We start from the raw sequence: 19,401 nt of genomic DNA, 5'->3' as shown, positions 1-19,401 counted from the left end.
GCACGAAGAGGGCGGCGCACAGCCGACGTCCTGTCGGTGTGCGCCGCCCTGAGGCGGTACCGGCGGTCTCCGCCGGCCACGCCCTACTTCGCTTCGCGGTCGAACTGCGACCGGGACCAGTAGTAGCCGAGGACCGTGAGGCCCAGGCACCAGCCGATCGCGATCCAGCCGCTGTTGCCGATCTCCGTACCGAGCAGCAGTCCGCGCAGGGTCTCGATCGCCGGGGTGAAGGGCTGGTACTCGGCGATCGGCTGGAACCAGCCGGGCATCGAGTCCAGCGGGACGAACGCGCTGGAGATCAGCGGCAGCAGGATCAGCGGGGTGGCGTTGTTGCTGGCGGCCTCCGCGTTGGGGCTGCCCAGGCCCATGCCCACGGCGATCCAGGTGAAGGCCAGGGTGAAGAGGGCGAGCAGGCCGAGGGCGCCGAGCCACTCCAGGACGGTGGCGTCGGTGGAGCGGAAGCCCATGGCCACCCCGACCGCCCCGACGACGACCACACTCATCAGCGTCCGCAGAAGGCTGCCCACCACATGGCCGAAGAGGATCGAGCCCCGGTGGATGGCCATGGTGCGGAAGCGGGCGATGATGCCCTCGCTCATGTCCATGGAGACCGAGACGGCGGTGCCGACGGTGGTCGAGCCGATCGTCATGAGCAGGATGCCGGGCACGATGTACGCGATGTACGCGTCGCGGCCCGCGCCGCCGCTCATGGTGTCACCGAAGATGTAGACGAAGAGCAGCAGCATCATCACCGGAGTGAGCAGCAGGTTGAGGGTGAGCGAGGGGTAGCGCCTGGCGTGCAGGAGGTTGCGGCGGAGCATCGTGGACGAGTCGCGCACGGCGAGGGAGAAGGTGCTCATCGGACGGACTCCTTGGTCGGGGCGGGGATGACGGCGTCGGTGCCGGCTTCGGTTTCGGTCAGCGCGAAGAAGACGTCGTCCAGGTCGGGGGTGTGGACGGTGAGCTCGTCCGCCTCGATCCCGGCGGCGTCCAGCCGGTCGAGGATGGAGCGCAGGATGCTCTGGGTACCGTCGCTGGGGAGCTGCAGGGCCAGCGCGGCGTCGTCGCGGACGGCGTCGCCGCCGAGGTGGGCCGCCGCGTCCCGGTAGGCGGCGGGGTCGCTGAACCGCAGCCGGACGTGTCCGCCGGGCACGATCCGCTTCAGCTCCTCGGCGCTGCCCTCGGCCACCAGCTTCCCGTTGTGCAGGACGGCGATGCGGTCGGCGAGTTCGTCGGCCTCTTCGAGGTACTGGGTGGTGAGGAAGACGGTCACCCCGTCGCCGACCAGGCCGCGGATCATCTGCCACATGCCGTGCCGGCTGCGCGGGTCGAGCCCGGTGGTCGGCTCGTCCAGGAAGATGACGCGCGGGCTCCCGACGAGGGTCATCGCGATGTCGAGGCGGCGCTTCATGCCGCCGGAGTAGGTGGACGCGGGCTTCTTCGCCGCCTCCGTGAGGTCGAAGCGCTCCAGGAGCTCGGCGGTGACCCGCCGGCCCTCGGCCTTGGACAGGTGGTGCAGGTCCGCCATCAGGAGCAGGTTCTCCTCGCCGGTGATCAGCCCGTCGACGGCGGAGAACTGCCCGGTGACGCCGATAGCGGCGCGCACCGCCTGCGCGTCGGTGGCCAGGTCGTGGCCTCCGACGCTGATCGCGCCGGACCCTTCGCCGGGTGGGATGAGGGTGGAGAGGATCTTGACGGCGGTCGTCTTGCCGGCGCCGTTCGGGCCGAGCAGTGCGAACACCGTTCCGGCCGGGATGCTGAAGTCGATCCCGTCGAGCACGGTCTTCTCGCCGTACGCCTTGCGCAGTCCGTTCGCCGCGATGGCCGGGTTCGTCATGGGGGTGGCTCCTTCTGCTGTACGGGGTGGGGGGAAGCGATCAGAGGCTGCGGGCGGTGATGTCGCCCTTGGTGGTGGTCGCCCGGATGGTCAGGGCGGGGGCGCCGTCGTTCACGAGGGCGTTGTCGATGCGGCCGAGGACGGTGCCCGCGTCGAGCACGGCCGGGACACCGCGCGCCGCGACGACGGTGATGTCGCCGAGCTGGGTGCTGAGGGTGAGCTCGCCGCGGGTGGCCTCGTCGACCGTCACGTCGCCGCGCTGGGTGCTGAGCTCGCCGGGGCCGGTGAGGCGGCGGACGACGACGGGACCGTCGTGCGCGGAGAGCCTGGCGCTCGCGGCCTCGTCCACCTTGACCGAGCGGTGGCCGCCCTCGAACACGACGTCCCCGAGGCGTCCGACGCCCCGGAATTCCGCGGCGCCCGCCTTCGCGTCGACGTGGGAGCCGGCGGGCAGCTGGACGGTGATCTCGACGGACCCGGAGTCACCGAGGAGCCGGTTGCGCCCCTCCTTGGGGGCCCGGATGTCCAGGACGCCGTCGGCGTAGGCGACCTCCACGCGCTCGGCGGCCTTGCTGTCGCGGCTCTTGGAGGGGTCGGCGGGCAGGACCTCGACCACGGTGTCGGCGCGGTCGGCGGCGATGAAGCGGATGAGACCGGCGGCGATGTCGACGCGGGCGGTGACGACGGCGGGGGTGTCGAACTTCGGCATGGTGTGCTCCTTCAGGGGTGGTGCGAACCGGGGTGGCTCGCGCTTTCCGATGAGTGAAACGCTACGTTGCATTCACGAACCAGGCAACACACTTGTTGCATCAGATTCGCGTAATCGCACGTCAAAACAGAGAAGTTGGAGCAATGAGCTCCGGGATAACGCAACGCACGCTCCGCGTTTCGTTGCAATGACTTGCTGGCGAACGCTATAGTCGGCGCACCGGCCACCGCACGGCCGCACCCGCGCCACGAAGGAGTACGCGATGCCGGGAGGCAGGCTCACCCAGCAGGAACGCCGCCAGATCGCCCGGGGTCTGGCCGACGGCCTGGCCTACGCCGAGATCGCGAGGCAGCTGGACCGCCCCACCTCGACCATCACCCGCGAGGTGACGCGCAACGGCGGCCCCACCGGCTATCGCGCCGACGTCGCCCACCGCACCGCCGAGCAACGCGCCCACCGCCGCAAGAGCCCCGCGCCCCGCGACGCGCGCCCGGACCCGCAGCCCCACGGCCGGGACGCCGAGGCGGTGCGCGCGTACGAGGAGATGTTCACGACGGCCATGACGGCCTCGGGCGCACCCCCGATGATGTCGAGGGTTCTCGCGGCCCTGACCCTCAGCGACACCGGCAGCCTGACCGCCGGCGAACTCGCCGCGCATCTGAAGGTCAGCCCGGCCTCCGTGTCCAAGGCGGTCGCGTTCCTGGAGACCCAGAGCATGGTCCGCCGCGAACGCGAGGGACGCCGCGAACGCTATGTCGTCGACAACGACCTCATGCACGACTCGATGATGGCGAGCGCCCACTCCACGGCGCAGCTCGCCGAGACCGCCCGCAAGGGCGTCCCCGTCCTGGGCGCGGACACGGCGGCGGGCACCCGCCTGGAGAACATGGCCCGCTACCTGGACTTCGTCTCCGAATCAATAGCCCGAGCCGCCGACCAGGCCCGGGCCATCCTCCACACGAAGGCCCCGGACCCCGGACCCTGACGGTCCGGGTCAACGAGCTGTCTTGATGACCTGAAAGGAAATTCAGGAACGCGGGTTCTCTCATTGAGCTTGCCGTCGGAGTCGCCGTGGCCGCCGGAACCGTGAAGGCTGTCGTCGCCCTGACGCAGCGCAGGGCCCGGAAGCGCGCCACCGATGTCGCGCACGCGGGAGCGGCAGCCATCCCCTGCCGCATATCGTGGCCCGCAGAGAACGGGCGAAAGGCGTTCGTCTACGGGAAGCTTCACATCTCCGGCGGCACGGTACTTTTCGGCAGGCGGTCCGCGCGGCTCATCGAACTCCCTGCCGGTGGCACCGTGGAGTCCGAGCCCAGCTGGCGCGCCGGGAATTCTCTGCTCTCCTACCGGTCTCGCGAGGGGGAGACGATCCGCATCCTGGCCGGCACGGTCGACGCCGAAACGATTTCACGTGCACTCACCGAACAGGCGGCAGATGGCTGACCGGTTCGGGCCACCGGAACGCGCGGGGTGCCGCAGCAGTCACACGGCAAGGCAGCCGCTGGACGACTGCTGAGGCTCCCCCGGACGCCTCCGCCGCGCTACTTCCGGTACAGCGCCTCGATCTCCCCCGCGAAGTCCCGCGCGATCGCGTCCCGCTTCAGCTTCAGGGACGGGGTCAGGTGGCCGGCCTCCTCCGTGAAGTCCACCGGGAGCACGGTGAACTTGCGGATCGACTCCGCGCGGGAGACCAGGCGGTTGGCCTCGTCCACGGCGCGCTGGAGCGCGGAGTGCAGCTCCTCGTCGTGGACGAGTTCGCGCATCGGGACGTCCTGCTTCTTGCGCATCCGGCACCAGTGCGCGAGCCCGTCCGCCTCCAGCGTGATCAGGGCCGTGATGAAGGAGCGGTTGTCGCCGACGACCATGCACTGGCTGACCAGCGGGTGGGCGCGCAACCAGTCCTCCAGCGGGGCCGGGGTGACGTTCTTGCCGCCCGACGTGATGATGATGTCCTTCTTGCGGCCGGTGATCGTGAGGTAGCCGTCCTCGTCGAGCGCGCCCAGGTCCCCGGTGGCGAACCAGCCGCCGGCCGGCACGGGCACGCCGCGCTCCGCGTCCCAGTACCCCTGGAACACCTGGCCGCCGCTGAGCAGCACCTCCCCGTCGTCGGCTATGCGTACGGCGGTGCCGGGCATCGGCCAGCCGACCGTGCCCAGGCGGGGCCTGAGCGGCGGGGTGACCGTGGCGGCGGCGGTCGTCTCGGTCAGGCCGTAGCCCTCGAAGATCTCGATGCCGGCGCCCGCGTAGAACGCCGCGAGCCGCCGCCCCAGCGGGGAGCCGCCGCAGATCGCGTACCGGACGTGCCCGCCGAGCGCCGCCCGGATGCGGCGGTAGACCAGCGGGTCGTACAGCGCCCGCGCGGCGCGCAGCCCGAGGCCGGGCCCCGGGCCCGTGCCGTGTTCGGCGGCCTCCACGGCCTGACCGTACCGCTGGGCGATCCGCGCCGCCCGGTCGAAGGAGGAGGCGCGGCCCATCTTCTCGGCGGTGGCCCGGCCCGTGTTGTAGACCTTCTCCAGGACGTACGGGATCGCCAGCAGGAACGACGGCTTGAAACCGGCCAGATCGGCGAGCAGGTCCTCCGTCCGGATCGACGGCGCGTGGCCGAGGCGGACCCGGGCGCGCAGACAGCCGATCGCGACCATCCGGCCGAAGACGTGCGACAGCGGCAGGAACAGCAGGGTCGAAGCGGGGTACTTGCTCACCGACTTGAAGACCGGGTGCAGCAATTCGATGGCGTTGTCGACCTCGGCGAAGAAGTTGCCGTGGGTCAGCACGCACCCCTTCGGGCGGCCCGTGGTCCCGGAGGTGTAGATCAGGGTCGCCGGGGTCTCCGGCTCCAGGGTCGCGCGGCGCTGGGCGACGACGTCGTCCGGAAGGTGCTGCCCGAGCTTCTTCAGCCGGCCGAGCGCGCCGGTGTCGAACTGCCAGAGGTGGGCGAGCCCGGGGAGCTGCTTGCGTTCCTGGCTGATGATCCGGCCCTGGTCGGCCGTCTCGACCGCGCAGGCCACGGCCCCGGAGTCCTGGAGGATCCAGCGGGCCTGGAAGGCGGACGAGGTCGGGTAGACGGGCACGGTGATCAGGCCGGCCGCCCAGGCAGCGAAGTCGAGCAGCGTCCACTCGTACGTCGTACGCGCCATGATCGCGATCCGCTCACCGGCCCGCAGCCCCTCCGCGATCAGGCCCTTGGCGACGGCCAGCACCTCGGCGGCGAACTCGGCCGCCGACACGTCCTGCCAGCTCCCGTCCGGCTGCTTCCGGCTGAGCACGGCGTCGCCGGGCGCCTCGCGCGCGTTGTCGAACGGAATCTCGGCGAGCGATCCGCGCCGGACGGGCGGCGCGAACGCCGGTACGGAGACCTGCCGGACGGTCCCGTGGGCATCCCGTTCAAGCGTCGGCTCGACCAGGGCGGGGACGGCGGGGGAAGGGGCGGGTGGCGTGGACACGTGCGGCTCCTCTGGCAAGGGGGACGGGCGGGTTCACTGCTGTCGTACGGGGGGGGCGGCGGGCGCCGCCCGGAAAACGGGCCTGTCCCGGGCGGGGCGCGGCGGACGCCGGCCGGAGGACGGGCCCCTCCCACGCGGGGCGCGGCGGACGCCGGCGCGAGGACGGACCGCTCCCGCGCGGCCCCGCCGCGCCCGCGCCCGCGCCCCGCTCAAGCGCGTTCGAGGATCGCCGTGACTCCCTGGCCGCCCGCCGCACAGATCGAGATCAGCCCGCGGCCCGGGGCGTCCCGTTCCGCGAGGAGCCCCGCCAGGGTCGCGACGATGCGGGCGCCCGTCGCGGCGAAGGGGTGGCCGGTGGCGAGCGAGGAGCCCGCGACGTTCAGCCGGTCCCGGTCGACGGGCGCGAGCCCCTGCTTCTCCCAGGCGGCCAGCGTGGCCAGGACCTGGGAGGCGAACGCCTCGTGGATCTCGAAGAGGTCGAAGTCCTCGATCCCGAGCCCGGCCCGCTCCAGCAGCCTCGGCACGGCGTACGCGGGCGCCATCAGCAGCCCGTCCTCGCCCTTCACGTAGTCCACCGCGGCGGTCTCGTACAGCGAGAGGTACGCCTGCGGTTCGAGGCCGTGCGCCTCGGCCCACTCCTCGCTCGCCAGGAGCACGGTCGCGGCGCCGTCCGTGAGCGGCGTCGAATTGCCCGCGGTCATCGTCGCGTCGGGGTGGTCCGTGCCGAACACCGGCTTCAGCGTGGCGAGTTTCTCCACCGTGGAGCCGGGGCGCAGGTTCTGGTCCCGCTCCAGGCCCTGGTACGGGACGACGAGGTCGTCCAGGAAGCCCCGTTCGTACGCGGCGGCGAGCCGCTGGTGGCTGGTGGCGGCCAGGAGGTCCTGCTCGGCGCGGCCGATGTCCCACTGCCGGGCGGTGAGCGCCGCGTGGTCGCCCATCGAGAGGCCGGTGCGGGGTTCGGCGTTGCGCGGGATGTCCGGGACGAGGTGCCGGGGCCGTACGCCCGTGAGGGCCTTCGCGCGGGCGCCCGCCGACGTGGCGCGCCGGACGGAGAGCAGCAGCCGGCGCAGTTCGTCGTTGACGCCGAGCGGGGCGTCGCTGGTGGTGTCCGTACCGCCCGCGACGGCCGAGTCGACCGCCCCCAGCATGATCTTGTTCGCGGCGGCGATCACCGCCTGGAGGCCCGTGCCGCACGCCTGCTGGACGTCGTACGCGGGGGTGCGCGGGTCGAGCCGCGAGCCGAGCACCGTCTCGCGGGCCAGGTTGAAGTCGCGGCTGTGCTTGAGGACCGCGCCCGCCGCGAACTCGCCGACGCGCTCCCCCTGGAGCCCGAACCGCTCGACCAGGCCGTCGAGCGCGGCGGTCAGCATCTGCTGGTTGGAGACCTGGGCGTAGGGCCCGTCGGACCGGGCAAACGGGATGCGGCTGCCGCCGATGACCGCGACCCGGCGGGGCTGCGGGAGTGCGAGGGGAATCAACTCGACCAACTCATCTCGACCAGCTCCTGACTCTTGAGTAACCTTACTCCGGAGTAAATCTACGACCGAGCAGGGAGTCTGGACAATGGCCGACCGCTATCTGCACCTGACCGGCACGGCACCCGGCAAGTTCCTCACCCGGAAACTCGGTCTCCCGCAGCCCGCCCGGCTGCGCCGCTGGAGCCTGGAGACGCCGACGCTCACCGGCCCCGTCCTCCACCTCACCGCAGGGGATTCCGCGATCACCGAGGAGCTGGCCGCAATCCTCACCGCCACCGGCCTGGAGGTCACCGCCCGCGCGGACCGGCCCGCCGCGCTCGTGCTCGACGCGACCGCCGTGGACACCGCCGCCGGGCTGGGCGCCGTACACGCGGCCCTCCACCCGGTCGTCCGCTCGCTGGCCCCCGGCGGCCGGGTCGTCGTCCTCGGGGTGCGGCCCTCACCGGAGGATCACCACCAGGCCGCCGCCCAGCAGGCCCTGGAGGGCTTCACGCGCTCGCTCGGCAAGGAGATCGGCAAGGGCGCCACCGTGCAGCTGGTCCGCATCGCCCCGGCCGCCGTCGCCTCCGCCGAGTCCACCCTGCGCTTCCTGCTCTCGCCCCGGTCCGCGTACGTCAGCGGCCAGGTCGTCGAGGTCACCGACGCCGCCCCCGGCCAGGTCCGCGACTGGGCCGCCCCGCTGGCCGGGCGGACCGCCCTGGTCACCGGCGCCGCCCGGGGCATCGGCGCCTCCGTCGCCTCGGTCCTGGCCCGCGACGGCGCCCGGGTCATCTGCCTGGACGTGCCCCGGGCCCAGGAGGACCTGGTCCGCACCGCCGACCGGCTCGGCGCTACCGCGCTCCCCCTCGACATCACCGCCGAGGACGCCGCCGAACGCATCGCCGCCGCCGCGCCCGACGGGCTCGACGTCCTCGTCCACAACGCCGGTATCACCCGCGACCGGCGCCTCGCCAACATGGCCGCGGACCGCTGGGCCCAGGTCATCGAGGTCAACCTGGACAGCGTCCTGCGCACCACCGACGCGCTGCTGAAGGCGGGCACCGTCAACCGGGGCGGCCGGATCGTCGCCACCGCCTCCATCGCGGGCATCGCCGGCAACAACGGCCAGACCAACTACGCGGCCAGCAAGGCCGGCATCATCGGCCTCGTCCGCTCCCTGGCCCCGCGCGCCGCCGCCGACCACGGCGTCACGGTGAACGCGGTCGCCCCCGGCTTCATCGAGACGAAGATGACCGCCGCCGTCCCGCTGTTCATCCGCGAGGCGGGCCGCCGGATGAACTCCCTTGCGCAGGGCGGTCTCCCGGTCGACGTCGCCGAGACCACCGCCTGGTTCGCCCAGCCCGCGTCCACCGCCGTCAACGGCCAGGTCGTCCGGGTCTGCGGCCAGAGCCTGCTGGGAGCGTGACCCGATGAGCCTGGCCCTCTCGCTGGCCCGGGGTGCCGTCACCTCGCCCTTCAAGCGCGCCGGACGCCCCGGCGCCACCCTCCCCGCCGGCCGGCTCCGCCTGCCCGCCGCACCCGCGGCACCGGGACGCCTGGCCGCGTACCGCACGATCTGCGGCTTCCCGGCGACCGGGCCGCTACCGGTGACGTACCCGCACGTCCTGGCGTTCCCGCTGGCCATGCGGCTGATGACGCGCCGCGACTTCCCGCTCCCGGTCACCGGCCTCGTCCACACCTGGATCGAGATCACCGCCCACCGCACCCTCCGGCCGGAGGACTCGCTCGAACTCACGGTGTACGCGCAGGAGTTGAGCCTGCACCGGCGCGGCACCGAGGTCACCGTGGTGACCGAGGCGCGCCTCGCGGGCGAGCTGGTGTGGGAGTCCCGCAGCGGCTATCTGTCCCGGCACGCGACGCGTACGGAGGCACCGGCACCGGGAAAGCCCTCCGCGCCGCTCCCGACCGTCGCCGAGTGGCGGCTTCCCGGCAACCTCGGACGGCGGTACGCGGCGGCCTCCGGCGACCGCAACCCGATCCACCTCCACCCGCTGACCGCCCGCCTCTTCGGCTTCCCCCGGGCCATCGCCCACGGCATGTGGACCGTCGCCCGCTGCCTGGCCGAGATCCCCGACCCGGCCACCCTGCGCACCGTACGGGCCGACTTCCGTGCCCCGGTCCTGCTGCCCGGCACGGTCACGTACGCCACCGACGGCGCCGCCTTCGAACTGCGCGGCGGCGAGCACGGCGAGCGGCTGCACCTGACCGGGACTACGGGCTAGGCACCTGCCACGGGCGGCCGTTCATCAGGTTCTCCAGGCCCGCCCAGGAGAAGTTCATCATCGTGGCCGCCGCCTCCCGGGCCGAGACGCCCGGGGTCTCGTTGGCCCAGCCCGCCAGCGCCTCCGCCGCCCCCACCAGGGCCTGCGCGAGGCCCGCCACGTCCCGGTCCGGGAGCGCCGGGTCGTGGTGCGCCTCGCGGGCGGCGGCGCCGATCAGACCGGTCACGAACGCGACGATCTCCTCGCGCATCGCGTTGACCTCGGTCGCGAACGGCTCCCCGTGCGTCCGCGCCTGCCGGTACAGCACCGCCCAGCCGTCCGGGTTCTCCGCGGTGTGCGTGAAGAACGCCCGCAGCCCCTCCCAGAGTTGCCGGTCGGCCGGGAGTCCGGGCTCCACGCCCCCCTGCACGGCGGCCAGCAGGGCCCGCGCCTCGCGCCGGATGCACGCGGTGAACAGCTCGTCCTTTGAATTCAGGTACAGATAGACCAGGGGCTTCGACACCCCGGCCAGCTCGGCGATCTCGTCCATCGAGGCGGCCCGGTATCCCCGCTGCCCGAACGTCTGCACCGCGGCGTCCATCATCTGCTGCTCGCGCACGGCGCGCGGCATCCGCTTGTTCCGCACAGCACCCACGTCGACTCCTCCCGCCCCCGCCGCACTACTCCCGGGTAAGGGTACGCGCGCTCGTCCCGCTCAGCCGCCCGCCGCGATCACCGCCCGGTAGTGCGGGCAGCGGGTGATGTCCTCGTGGCCGCAGCTCAGGGCGCACTCGACCAGTTCCAGCGAGGCCCGCGCGGCGTCGATGACGGCCCGCAGCCGCTCCGCCTCCGCGCCGAGCACCGCCCGCCGCCGGTCCGGCTCGGACACGGAGACCAGCAGCCGGATCGTGTCGAGCGCCAGCCCCGCCCGCTTGGCCTGGACGACCGTCGCCACCCGTTCCAGATCGCGCGCCCCGTACCGGCGCCGCCCGGCCGTGTCCCGGGCCGGGTCCAGCAGCCCGACGGACTCCCAGTGGCGCAGGACGTGCGCGGGGAGCCCGCCGCCCGGATCGAGGCGTGGGCCGACGAGCAGCGCACCCGCGCCCGTACCGGGCGGCTCTATCTAGCGGTCCCGTTCTTCCTCGCGGCGGGCACGGCGCCTGAGCACGCCCGAGGGCCCCTCCTCCGCGCGGGAGAAGGGGCCCTCGGGTGATGCCGGGCGGGATCAGACGGCGACCGGAACGCGCTCCGGCTCCGTGTCGCGGATCTCCTCGTCCTCGTCCACCGGGGAGGCGGAGGCCGAGTTGTACGCGTCGTGGTCGAGGATCTTCTCGCGGGCGGAGACGATCACCGGGACGAGCGCCTGGCCGGCCACGTTGGTGGCGGTGCGCATCATGTCCAGGATCGGGTCGATGGCCATCAGCAGGCCGACGCCCTCCAGCGGGAGGCCCAGGGTCGACAGGGTCAGCGTCAGCATGACCGTGGCGCCGGTCAGACCGGCGGTGGCCGCCGAACCGATGACCGAGACGAACGCGATCAGGATGTAGTCACCGACACCCAGCTGCACGTCGAAGATCTGCGCGATGAAGATCGCGGCGAGCGCCGGGTAGATCGCGGCGCAGCCGTCCATCTTGGTGGTGGCGCCGAACGGGACGGAGAAGGAGGCGTACTCCTTCGGGACGCCCAGGCGCTCGGTGACCTTCTGGGTGACCGGCATGGTGCCGACCGAGGAGCGCGAGACGAACGCCAGCTGGATCGCGGGCCAGGCGCCCTTGAAGAACTGGACCGGGCTCAGCTTGGCGACGGTGGCGAGCAGCACGGGGTAGACGACGAACAGCACCAGCGCGCAGCCGATGTAGACGTCGGCGGTGAACGTCGCGTACTTGCCGATCAGGTCCCAGCCGTAGTCGGCGATGGCGTAGCCGATGAGGCCGACGGTGCCGAGCGGGGCGAGGCGGATGACCCACCACAGGGCCTTCTGGAGGAGTTCCAGGGCGGCTTCGCTGAGGGTGAGGATCGGCTGCGCCTTCTCGCCGAGCTTGAGGGCGGCGATACCGGCGACGGCGGCCATGAAGACGATCTGCAGGACGTTCAGCTCGGCGAACGGCGTGACGACGTTGTCCGGGATGATGCCGGTCAGGAAGTCGAGCCAGGAGCCGGCATGCTCGGGGAGCTTGCCGTCCTTCGGAGTGAGGCCGGTGCCGGAGCCCGGGTTGGTGATCAGGCCGATCGTGAGGCCGATGGCCACCGCGATCAGCGAGGTGATCATGAACCAGAGCAGGGTGCGGGTGGCCAGCCGGGCGGCGTTGTTGACCTTGCGCAGGTTGGTGATCGACACCAGGATCGCGAAGAAGACGAGGGGCGCGACGGCCAGCTTCAGCAGCTGGACGAAGATGTGGCCGACCTTGTCGAGCGTGGTGTACAGCCAGTCGATGTCCTGGCTACGGGCGAGCCAGCCGAGCAGGACGCCGAGCACCAGACCGGCGACGATCTGGGCCCAGAACGGGACCTTCGGTATGCGGAAGCCGGAGCCCGCGGGCTTCTCGGCGGTGGACGCGGGGTTCGCGGACACGGACACACTCCAGATGTGACGCATCGGGACGCACGGGGACTCAGTGCGGGGGACGGGGGTGCGGCGCCCGCGTCGGGGGCGGCGCCGCTGCATGGTGCCGGTATCAGACGTTGCGGCAACAGACCGCGGACATACAGCGGCAGAGGTCGACATGAAGGCGCTCCACGAGCGGGACGCTCGTGGCAGATCGCAGGCGCACATCAGTCTTCATGTCGAACACGTTAACACTTGAACTTTGAGAACCTCAAAGGTCTTCTTTGGTACGGGAAAGCGCCCCGCACCCCCGATGGCCGCCCCGGAATCCCCAACTCCGCCTGGGAACACGAAAAACCCCAGTACAGGAGCGGATGCTCCCGCGCTGGGGTTCGACGGAAAAAAGGTGCGGGGTGTGACGGAGCTTACGTTCCCTTTACGAGGTGACGCCGTCCTCGCGCGTGCGGTTGGACTCCAGGCGGGCCTTGGCACGGTCGACCGAGGAGACGATCTGCTCGGACATCTCGTCGCGCTGCTTGCGCAGCAGGACGAAGCTGAGCGGCGCGGACAGCACCAGGGCGAGCAGGATGACCCAGACGATGTTGGACCCCCCGACCCCGGACGGCACCACTCCGAGGCGGACGGCGACGGCGGCGACGACGAAGCAGCCGACGAAGATGCTGAGACGCATCGCGGTGTACCGGATCGTTGCGCTCGGCTTGGCAGCGGACACAGCTGGCCTTCTCTCTACGTACGACAGTCCTGCCCGACCAGTGAAGCATGCCCCGCAATCGATCGATTCGCTGGGCCGCGCCCCGGGCGCTCAGCCCAGCGGCAGCAGCATGAAGATGTCGTCCCGGTCGTCGCCCTCGGCCACCCGGATCGCACCGGGGACGCGCCCGACCTCCTTGTAGCCGCAGGCGGCGTAGAAGCGGTCGGCGCCGGTGCCGCCCCGGCAGGTGAGCCGGATCGCCTCGATGCCCTCGGTCGCGCGCGCCGCGTCCGCGACGACGGCCATCAGGTCGCGGCCGTACCCCTTGCCCTGGTGGCGGGGGTGGACCATCACGGTGTACGCCCACAGCCAGTGCCGCATCAGCCGGTGCGTGTTGAACGTCAGGAACGCGGTGGCGGCGACGCGCCCCTCCTCGTCGTGACCGACGACCAGCCGGGTCCGCCCCTCGGTCAGGGCCACCTGGTGCTTGAGCAGTTCCGGCCGGACGTCCTCCTCCGACACCGGCGGTACGAAGCCCACCGCACCGCCCGCGTTGGAGACATCGGCCCAGAGCGTGACTATGCCGTCGCGCACCGAGCGGTCGAACGCCGGGTCCACCTCGAATGTAAGAGCCATAGACGCAGATTAACTATTACAGCCCGCAGGCTCAACCAGTGTCCGGAACGCGAGAAAGCTCCGGCCGGGGACGGTGGCCGGAGCTTTCGTACGTGCGGCATCGCGCGCGGCGCGCGCCGGTTCAGACCCGCATCGGCTGCGGCGACTCGCGCCGCTCCGCGTCCGGGCCCGGGTACTCGCGGATGATCTCGTACCGGGTGTTGCGCTCGACGGGCCGGAAGCCGGCGTCCCGGATCAGGTCGAGCAGGTCCTCGCGGGTCAGCTTGTTCGGAGTGCCGTAGTTGTCCGCGTCGTGCGTGATCTTGTACTCGACGACCGAGCCGTCCATGTCGTCCGCGCCGTGCTGGAGCGCGAGCTGCGCGGTCTGCACGCCGTGCATCACCCAGAACACCTTGACGTGCGGCACGTTGTCGAACAGCAGCCGGGAGACGGCGAAGGTCTTCAGCGCCTCGGCGCCGGTCGCCATCGTGGTCCGCGCCTGGAGCTTGTTGCGGACCTTGCCGTCCTTCATGTCCACGAAGTCGTGCTGGTAGCGCAGCGGGATGAAGACCTGGAAGCCGCCGGTCTCGTCCTGGAGCTCACGCAGCCGCAGCACGTGGTCGACGCGGTGCCGGGGCTCCTCGATGTGCCCGTACAGCATGGTCGCCGGGGTCTTGAGCCCCTTCTCGTGGGCGAGCCTGTGGATGCGCGACCAGTCCTCCCAGTGGGTGTTGTGGTCCACGATGTGCTGGCGGACCTCCCAGTCGAAGATCTCCGCGCCGCCGCCGGTCAGCGATTCGAGACCGGCCTCGATCAGCTCGTCCAGGATCTCCGAGGCGGAGAGCTTGGAGATGGTCTCGAAGTGGTGGATCTCGGTGGCGGTGAACGCCTTCAGGGAGACCTGTGGCAGGGCTTCCTTCAGCGCGCTGAGCGAGCGCGGGTAGTAGCGCCACGGCAGGGAGGGGTGCAGCCCGTTGACGATGTGCAGCTCGGTGAGGTTCTCGCCCTCCATCGCCTTGGCGAGCTTCACCGCCTCCTCGATGCGCATGGTGTACGCGTCCTTCTCCCCCGGCTTGCGCTGGAAGGAGCAGTACGCGCACGAGGCGGTGCACACGTTCGTCATGTTGAGGTGACGGTTGACGTTGAAGTGGACGACGTCACCGTTCTTGCGCGTCCGCACCTGGTGGGCCAGCCCCCCGAGCCAGGCCAGGTCGTCGGACTCGTAGAGCGCGATCCCGTCCTCACGGCTCAGCCGCTCACCGGCTTCGACCTTCTGCTCCAGTTCGCGCTTGAGTCCCGCGTCCACCAGTGCTCCTCAATTCCTCGCCGTACCGAACCCCGCCACCGTACGCCTAGCTCTCCTCGGGGAGGTCTCCGACCCGGTTCTCCCACTTGGTGGAGAGCACGATGGTGGTACGGGTGCGCGAGACGCCCTTGGTGGAGCTGAGGCGGCGGATCGTCTTCTCCAGGCCGTCCACGTCGCCCACGCGGACCTTGAGCATGTACGAGTCGTCGCCCGCGATGAACCAGGCGTCCTCGATCTCCGCGAGGTCCTTCAGCCGGTGCGCCACGTCCTCGTGGTCGGCGGCGTCGGAGAGCGAGATACCGATGAGGGCCGTGACGCCCAGGCCGAGCGAGGCCGCGTTGACGGTGGCGCGGTAGCCCGTGATGACACCGGCGGTTTCCAGCCGGTTGATGCGGTCGGTGACGCTGGGCCCGGAGAGCCCGACGAGCCGCCCGAGCTCGGCGTACGAGGCCCTGCCGTTCTCCCGGAGGGCCTGGATGAGCTGCCTGTCCACCGCGTCCATATGACTGAAACCTTCCATTGTTCAGCAGTACCGCAAGTCTACGTGTAGAATCCAAGGCATGCAGGCATTGGAGCCTGCAAATCTTCCCGCACAACCAAAAATCGCTTACGAATCTTCAGGAGTGACGACACCGTGTACACGATCGAGATGGCCTACGCCCGGATGCGCGAGCTTCAGGACCTGGCCAACCGCTCGCGTGCCCACCACCCCGCCGCCGCCCTCCGGGTCGACCGCACCCGCGGCCCCCGGCGCGCGCCCAAGAAGCGCTGACCCTCACCGGATCGCACCCGGTCAGCCCGGGGAGCCGCCACCCAGCTCCCCCTCCCAACGGCGGTACAGCCGGTGCGGCACACCCGCCGCGTCCAGCACCCGCCCCGCGACGAAGTCCACCAGATCCTGGATGTGCGTCGCCCCCGCGTAAAAGCCCGGCGAGGCGGGCAGCACGACCGCGCCCGCCTCGTCCAGGGCCACCAACTGCTTCAGCGTCTGCCCGCTCAACGGCGTCTCCCGGACCGCGACCACCAGCTTGCGCCGCTCCTTGAGCGTCACGCTCGCCGCCCGCTGCAACAGGTCCTTCGAGAGCCCGAGCGCCACCCCCGCCACGCACGCCGTCGAGGCCGGGACGATCAGCATCCCCTTCGCCGGGTACGACCCCGAGGACGGACCCGCGGCCAGATCACCGGCCGCCCAGTGGCGTACGCCCGACAGGTCCACGTCGAACGTCTCCGGCTTGCCGTCCGCACCCCGCGCCAGCCAGGCAGCCAGGTCCTCGCGCCAGTGCGCGTCGCGGTAGGAGATCCCCGTCTCGTCCAGGAGCGTCAGCCGCGAGGCCCGGCTCACGACCAGGTCCACGCTCTCCCCCGCCGCCAGCAGGCCGCGCAGCACCGCGGCGGCGAAAGGCGTGCCCGAAGCGCCGGAAACCCCGACAATCCAAGGCATTCGCCGCTGCTGACTCACTGAAGACCGGGAATCCACACCCCTGAGCCTATCCGGCGCGCGGTACCCGGAACTGTCCGAGGCCCTTGGCGCGTTCCGTTGGGTGAAGGGGGGTGTCCTGCCATGGACGACGTACGGATGAGAACCGGCGACCGGGCCCTCGCGGCCGGGGCGCTCGTGCTCGGCTGGATCGCGCTGCTCTGGATCCTGGAGGCCGTCGACCTCGCCACCGGCCACGGCCTGGACGACCACGGCATCTCCCCCCGCGAGCCCGGCGAACTGCTCGACATCGTGCCCGCCGCGTTCCTCCACGACGGCTGGGGCCATGTCGCCTCCAACAGCGTCCCGCTGCTGGTCCTGGGCTTCATAGCCGCCCTCGGCGGGCTGCGCCGCTTCGCCGGTGCCGTGCTCATCGTGATCCTGATCAGCGGCCTCGGCGTCTGGCTCATCGCTCCGGAGAACACCGTGACGCTCGGCGCGTCGGGCGTGGTCTTCGGCCTCTTCGGCTACCTGCTGGTCCGCGGCTTCGTGGACCGCCGCCCGCTCGACGTGGTCGTCGGCCTGGCCGTCGCCGCGGTGTACGGCTCGCTGCTCCTGGGCGTCCTGCCCACGGACCCCGGCGTCAGCTGGCAGGGCCACCTCTTCGGGCTGACAGGCGGGGTGGTGGCGGCCTTCGCGCTGCGCCGCCCCACCGCCCCGCGCGCGCTCACACCGTGAGCCCGCGCACCACCAGATCCAGCAGCGCGCACACGAACAGCGCTATCCCGATGAATCCGTTGACCGAGAAGAACGCCCGGTTCAGCCGGGACAGGTCGTGCGGGCGCACCACCCGGTGCTCGTACACGAAGGCGACCGAGACGATCACCATGCCGATCCAGTAGAAGACCTCCGCGTCCGTGGCGAGTCCGAACCAGACCAGCAGGCCCGTCGTCACCACGTGGCACACCCGCGCGCCCCACAGCGCGGCCGGGATCCCGAAGCGCGCCGGGAAGGACAGCACCCCGTGCGCCCGGTCGGCCTGCACGTCCTGGCAGGCGAAGATCAGGTCGAAGCCGCCGATCCAGATGCCGACGGCGAGCCCGAGGATCACCGCGTCCCACGACCAGCTGCCGGTCACCGCGAGCCAGGCCCCGACCGGGCCCATCGCCTGGGCGAGCCCCAGGATGGCGTGCGGGAAGTTCGTGAACCGCTTCCCGTACGGGTAGACCACCATCGGGATCACCGCGACCGGCGCCAGCGCCAGGCAGAGCGGGTTCAGCAGGGCGGCGGCCCCGAGGAACACGACGACGGCGACGAGCGCCCCCGTCCACGCCGACTTCACCGACACCGCGCCGGTCACCAGCTCACGGCCCGCGGTGCGCGGATTGCGGGCGTCGATCTCGCGGTCGATGATCCGGTTCGCGGCCATCGCGAACGTCCGCAGCCCGACCATCGCGACCGTGACCAGCAGCAGCGTGCCCCACTGGACCGACCCGCCGTCCCGGAACATCGCGGTCAGCGCGGCGATGTACGCGAAGGGCAGCGCGAAGACGGAGTGCTCGATCATCACGAGCCGCAGGAAGGCTTTCACCTTGCTGCTCGGCTGCGCGGGCCCTGAACCCAGGGTTGCTTCGGCGGCGCTCACAATCCGTATTCCTTCCACCGGCGGTCGACCGTCGCCGCCGTCTCCGGGTCCGACTCGACCATGTCGGGCCAGCCCCCGTCCCGCGTGTACCCCTCCTCGGGCCACTTCCGCGTCGCGTCGATGCCCGCCTTGCCGCCCCAGAACTGCTGGTACGAGGCGTGGTCGAGGTGGTCGACGGGGCCCTCGGTGACCACCAGGTCGCGGGCGTAGTCCGTGTTGCCGAGGGCCCGCCAGGACACCTCGTGCAGGTCGTGGACGTCGCAGTCCGAGTCCACGACGACGATCAGCTTCGTCAGCGACATCATGTGCGCGCCCCAGATCGCGCTCATCACCTTCTGCGCGTGCTTCGGGTACTTCTTGTCGATCGAGACGATCGCGCAGTTGTGGAAGCCGCCGGACTCCGGCAGGTGGTAGTCCACGATGTCCGGGACGATGATCTTGAGCAGCGGCAGGAAGAAGCGCTCGGTGGCCCGCCCGAGCGGCCCGTCCTCGGTCGGCGGCCGGCCGACCACGATGGACTGGAGCAGCGGCCGCTTCCGCATGGTCACGCAGTCGATCGTCAGTGCGGGGAACGGTTCCTGCGGGGTGTAGAAGCCGGTGTGGTCGCCGAACGGCCCCTCGGGCAGCGTCTTGCCGGGCTCCAGCCAGCCCTCGATGACGACCTCGGCGTTGGCCGGCACCTGGAGCGGCACGGTCCTGCAGTCGACCATCTCGATCCGCTTGCCCTGGAGGAACCCGGCGAACATGTACTCGTCGATGTCCTCGGGCAGCGGCGCGGTGGAGGCGTACGTGACGGCGGGCGGGGCGCCGAACGCGATGGCGACGGGCAGCCGCTCCCCGCGCCGGGCGGCGACCTGGTAGTGGTTGCGGCTGTCCTTGTGGATCTGCCAGTGCATCCCGATGGTGCGCCGGTCGTGGCGCTGGAGCCGGTAGAGCCCGAGGTTGCGGATGCCGGTCTCGGGGTGCTTGGTGTGCGTGAGCCCCAGGTTGAAGAAGGAGCCGCCGTCCTTGGGCCAGGTGAACAGCGCGGGCAGCTGGTCCAGGTCCACGTCGTCGCCGGTGAGGACGACCTCCTGGACCGGCGCGTTCTCGCCCTTCACCTTCTTCGGCGGCACGTGCACCATCGAGCCGAGCTTCCCGAAGGCCTCCCGCACCCCGACGAACCCGTGCGGCAGCTCGGGCCTGAGCAGCCCGCCGATCTTCTCGCCGATCTCACCGTAGGACTTCAGCCCGAGCGCCTTGAGCAGCCGCTTGTCGGTCCCGAAGACGTTCATGGCCAGGGGCATCGAGGACCCCTTGACGTTCTCGAAGAGCAGCGCGGGCCCGCCGGCCTTGTTCACCCGGTCGACGATCTCACCGACCTCCAGGTAGGGGTCGACCTCGGCCTTGATGCGCTTGAGCTCGCCCTCGCGCTCCAGAGCCCGGAGGAGGGATCGAAGATCGTCGTAAGCCATGAGAACAAGTTTGACATCCTCCCCGGCGGCGGCCGCCGG

The 19,401-nt window shown here is 71.3% G+C and carries 22 protein-coding genes; 7 read left to right on the top strand and 15 right to left on the bottom strand.

The features are described 5' to 3' along the window. Positions 1-83 precede the first annotated feature (83 nt). From ACFZAT_RS19025 to ACFZAT_RS19015, 3 genes are read right to left on the bottom strand one after another with little or no spacing between them, the layout of a single operon-like run. On the bottom strand, positions 84-860 hold the full coding sequence (locus ACFZAT_RS19025) for an ABC transporter permease (protein ID WP_391265380.1): 777 nt from the start codon (positions 858-860) through the stop codon (positions 84-86). Next, positions 857-1,837 (bottom strand): ATP-binding cassette domain-containing protein, encoded by a 981-nt coding sequence (locus ACFZAT_RS19020; RefSeq protein ID WP_391265379.1) that lies wholly within the window; start codon positions 1,835-1,837, stop codon positions 857-859. Before ACFZAT_RS19020 ends, ACFZAT_RS19025 begins: the two co-directional genes overlap by 4 nt. 40 nt (positions 1,838-1,877) lie before the next feature. Beyond that, positions 1,878-2,546: a hypothetical protein gene (locus ACFZAT_RS19015; RefSeq protein ID WP_391265378.1), complete on the bottom strand. Its 669-nt coding sequence runs from the start codon at positions 2,544-2,546 to the stop codon at positions 1,878-1,880. A gap of 262 nt (positions 2,547-2,808) precedes the next feature. Here ACFZAT_RS19015 and ACFZAT_RS19010 point away from each other — a divergent pair, with 262 nt between their 5' ends. Both ACFZAT_RS19010 and ACFZAT_RS19005 read left to right on the top strand, forming a co-directional pair. Beyond that, entirely contained in the window at positions 2,809-3,531 is a 723-nt protein-coding gene (locus tag ACFZAT_RS19010) for a helix-turn-helix domain-containing protein (RefSeq protein ID WP_391265377.1), read from the top strand. Between the two features lie 86 nt (positions 3,532-3,617). After that, entirely contained in the window at positions 3,618-3,989 is a 372-nt protein-coding gene (locus ACFZAT_RS19005) for a hypothetical protein (RefSeq protein ID WP_391265376.1), read from the top strand. 98 nt (positions 3,990-4,087) lie between these two features. Here ACFZAT_RS19005 and ACFZAT_RS19000 read toward each other — a convergent pair whose 3' ends face one another. Continuing rightward, positions 4,088-5,989: an AMP-binding protein gene (locus ACFZAT_RS19000; protein WP_391265375.1), complete on the bottom strand. Its 1,902-nt coding sequence runs from the start codon at positions 5,987-5,989 to the stop codon at positions 4,088-4,090. Positions 5,990-6,198: 209 nt separating this feature from the next. After that, positions 6,199-7,476 (bottom strand): acetyl-CoA C-acetyltransferase, encoded by a 1,278-nt coding sequence (locus ACFZAT_RS18995; protein WP_391265374.1) that lies wholly within the window; start codon positions 7,474-7,476, stop codon positions 6,199-6,201. A 76-nt stretch (positions 7,477-7,552) separates the two neighbouring features. Between ACFZAT_RS18995 and ACFZAT_RS18990 the strand changes: the two genes are divergently transcribed. Both ACFZAT_RS18990 and ACFZAT_RS18985 read left to right on the top strand, forming a co-directional pair. Further along, positions 7,553-8,872, top strand: coding sequence for a 3-oxoacyl-ACP reductase (locus tag ACFZAT_RS18990; RefSeq protein WP_391265373.1), 1,320 nt, complete (start codon positions 7,553-7,555; stop codon positions 8,870-8,872). Positions 8,873-8,876: 4 nt separating this feature from the next. Then, positions 8,877-9,689, top strand: a complete 813-nt coding sequence (locus tag ACFZAT_RS18985; RefSeq protein ID WP_391265372.1) for a MaoC/PaaZ C-terminal domain-containing protein — start codon at positions 8,877-8,879, stop codon at positions 9,687-9,689. Here ACFZAT_RS18985 and ACFZAT_RS18980 read toward each other — a convergent pair. Together ACFZAT_RS18980 and ACFZAT_RS18975 are read right to left on the bottom strand one after the other, a co-directional pair. Further along, positions 9,679-10,299, bottom strand: a complete 621-nt coding sequence (locus ACFZAT_RS18980; protein WP_391265610.1) for a TetR family transcriptional regulator — start codon at positions 10,297-10,299, stop codon at positions 9,679-9,681. The genes ACFZAT_RS18985 and ACFZAT_RS18980 overlap by 11 nt on opposite strands. 84 nt (positions 10,300-10,383) lie before the next feature. Continuing rightward, entirely contained in the window at positions 10,384-10,710 is a 327-nt protein-coding gene (locus tag ACFZAT_RS18975; protein ID WP_391265609.1) for a MerR family transcriptional regulator, read from the bottom strand. Here ACFZAT_RS18975 and ACFZAT_RS18970 point away from each other — a divergent pair. Then, a complete protein-coding gene (locus ACFZAT_RS18970; RefSeq protein WP_391265371.1) occupies positions 10,702-10,881 on the top strand; it encodes a hypothetical protein in 180 nt (59 codons plus the stop codon). The two genes, ACFZAT_RS18975 and ACFZAT_RS18970, sit on opposite strands and share 9 nt — an antisense overlap. A gap of 12 nt (positions 10,882-10,893) precedes the next feature. Here the strand turns inward: ACFZAT_RS18970 and ACFZAT_RS18965 are convergent, their stop codons facing one another. The 5 genes from ACFZAT_RS18965 to ACFZAT_RS18945 all read right to left on the bottom strand — a co-directional run bounded on the left by ACFZAT_RS18965 (position 10,894) and on the right by ACFZAT_RS18945 (position 15,348). Further along, the gene (locus tag ACFZAT_RS18965) at positions 10,894-12,240 is read right to left on the bottom strand and encodes a cation:dicarboxylate symporter family transporter (protein WP_391265370.1); all 1,347 of its coding nucleotides are present in this window, start codon (positions 12,238-12,240) and stop codon (positions 10,894-10,896) included. Positions 12,241-12,649: 409 nt separating this feature from the next. Further along, complete coding sequence (locus ACFZAT_RS18960; protein ID WP_391265369.1) at positions 12,650-12,904, bottom strand: DUF4229 domain-containing protein; 255 nt, start codon at positions 12,902-12,904, stop codon at positions 12,650-12,652. A gap of 132 nt (positions 12,905-13,036) precedes the next feature. Beyond that, the gene (locus tag ACFZAT_RS18955) at positions 13,037-13,561 is read right to left on the bottom strand and encodes a GNAT family N-acetyltransferase (protein ID WP_391265368.1); all 525 of its coding nucleotides are present in this window, start codon (positions 13,559-13,561) and stop codon (positions 13,037-13,039) included. 121 nt (positions 13,562-13,682) lie between these two features. Then, entirely contained in the window at positions 13,683-14,846 is a 1,164-nt protein-coding gene (mqnE, locus tag ACFZAT_RS18950; RefSeq protein ID WP_018104321.1) for an aminofutalosine synthase MqnE, read from the bottom strand. A 46-nt stretch (positions 14,847-14,892) separates the two neighbouring features. After that, the gene (locus ACFZAT_RS18945) at positions 14,893-15,348 is read right to left on the bottom strand and encodes an Lrp/AsnC ligand binding domain-containing protein (protein ID WP_391265367.1); all 456 of its coding nucleotides are present in this window, start codon (positions 15,346-15,348) and stop codon (positions 14,893-14,895) included. Positions 15,349-15,480: 132 nt separating this feature from the next. On the opposite strand from ACFZAT_RS18945, the gene ACFZAT_RS18940 reads away from it, so the two are divergent. Further along, a complete protein-coding gene (locus ACFZAT_RS18940; RefSeq protein ID WP_199879188.1) occupies positions 15,481-15,618 on the top strand; it encodes a hypothetical protein in 138 nt (45 codons plus the stop codon). A gap of 21 nt (positions 15,619-15,639) precedes the next feature. Here the strand turns inward: ACFZAT_RS18940 and ACFZAT_RS18935 are convergent, their stop codons facing one another. Next, positions 15,640-16,287 carry a UbiX family flavin prenyltransferase gene (locus ACFZAT_RS18935; RefSeq protein ID WP_391265366.1) on the bottom strand — a complete coding sequence of 216 codons (648 nt, stop codon included), beginning with the start codon at positions 16,285-16,287 and terminating at the stop codon, positions 15,640-15,642. A gap of 120 nt (positions 16,288-16,407) precedes the next feature. On the opposite strand from ACFZAT_RS18935, the gene ACFZAT_RS18930 reads away from it, so the two are divergent. Next, complete coding sequence (locus ACFZAT_RS18930; RefSeq protein WP_391265365.1) at positions 16,408-17,001, top strand: rhomboid family intramembrane serine protease; 594 nt, start codon at positions 16,408-16,410, stop codon at positions 16,999-17,001. Here ACFZAT_RS18930 and mqnP read toward each other — a convergent pair. Continuing rightward, positions 16,991-17,911, bottom strand: coding sequence for a menaquinone biosynthesis prenyltransferase MqnP (gene mqnP, locus ACFZAT_RS18925; protein WP_391265608.1), 921 nt, complete (start codon positions 17,909-17,911; stop codon positions 16,991-16,993). The two genes, ACFZAT_RS18930 and mqnP, sit on opposite strands and share 11 nt — an antisense overlap. Then, a complete protein-coding gene (locus tag ACFZAT_RS18920) occupies positions 17,905-19,362 on the bottom strand; it encodes a menaquinone biosynthesis decarboxylase (RefSeq protein WP_391265364.1) in 1,458 nt (485 codons plus the stop codon). Before ACFZAT_RS18920 ends, mqnP begins: the two co-directional genes overlap by 7 nt. Positions 19,363-19,401 lie beyond the last annotated feature (39 nt).

It is taken from the genome of Streptomyces sp. NPDC008163 (assembly GCF_042956885.1).
Lineage (GTDB): Bacteria > Actinomycetota > Actinomycetes > Streptomycetales > Streptomycetaceae > Streptomyces > Streptomyces drozdowiczii_A.
Note: the sequence above shows the minus strand (reverse complement) of the source record. Positions and strands in the feature narration are given on the sequence as shown.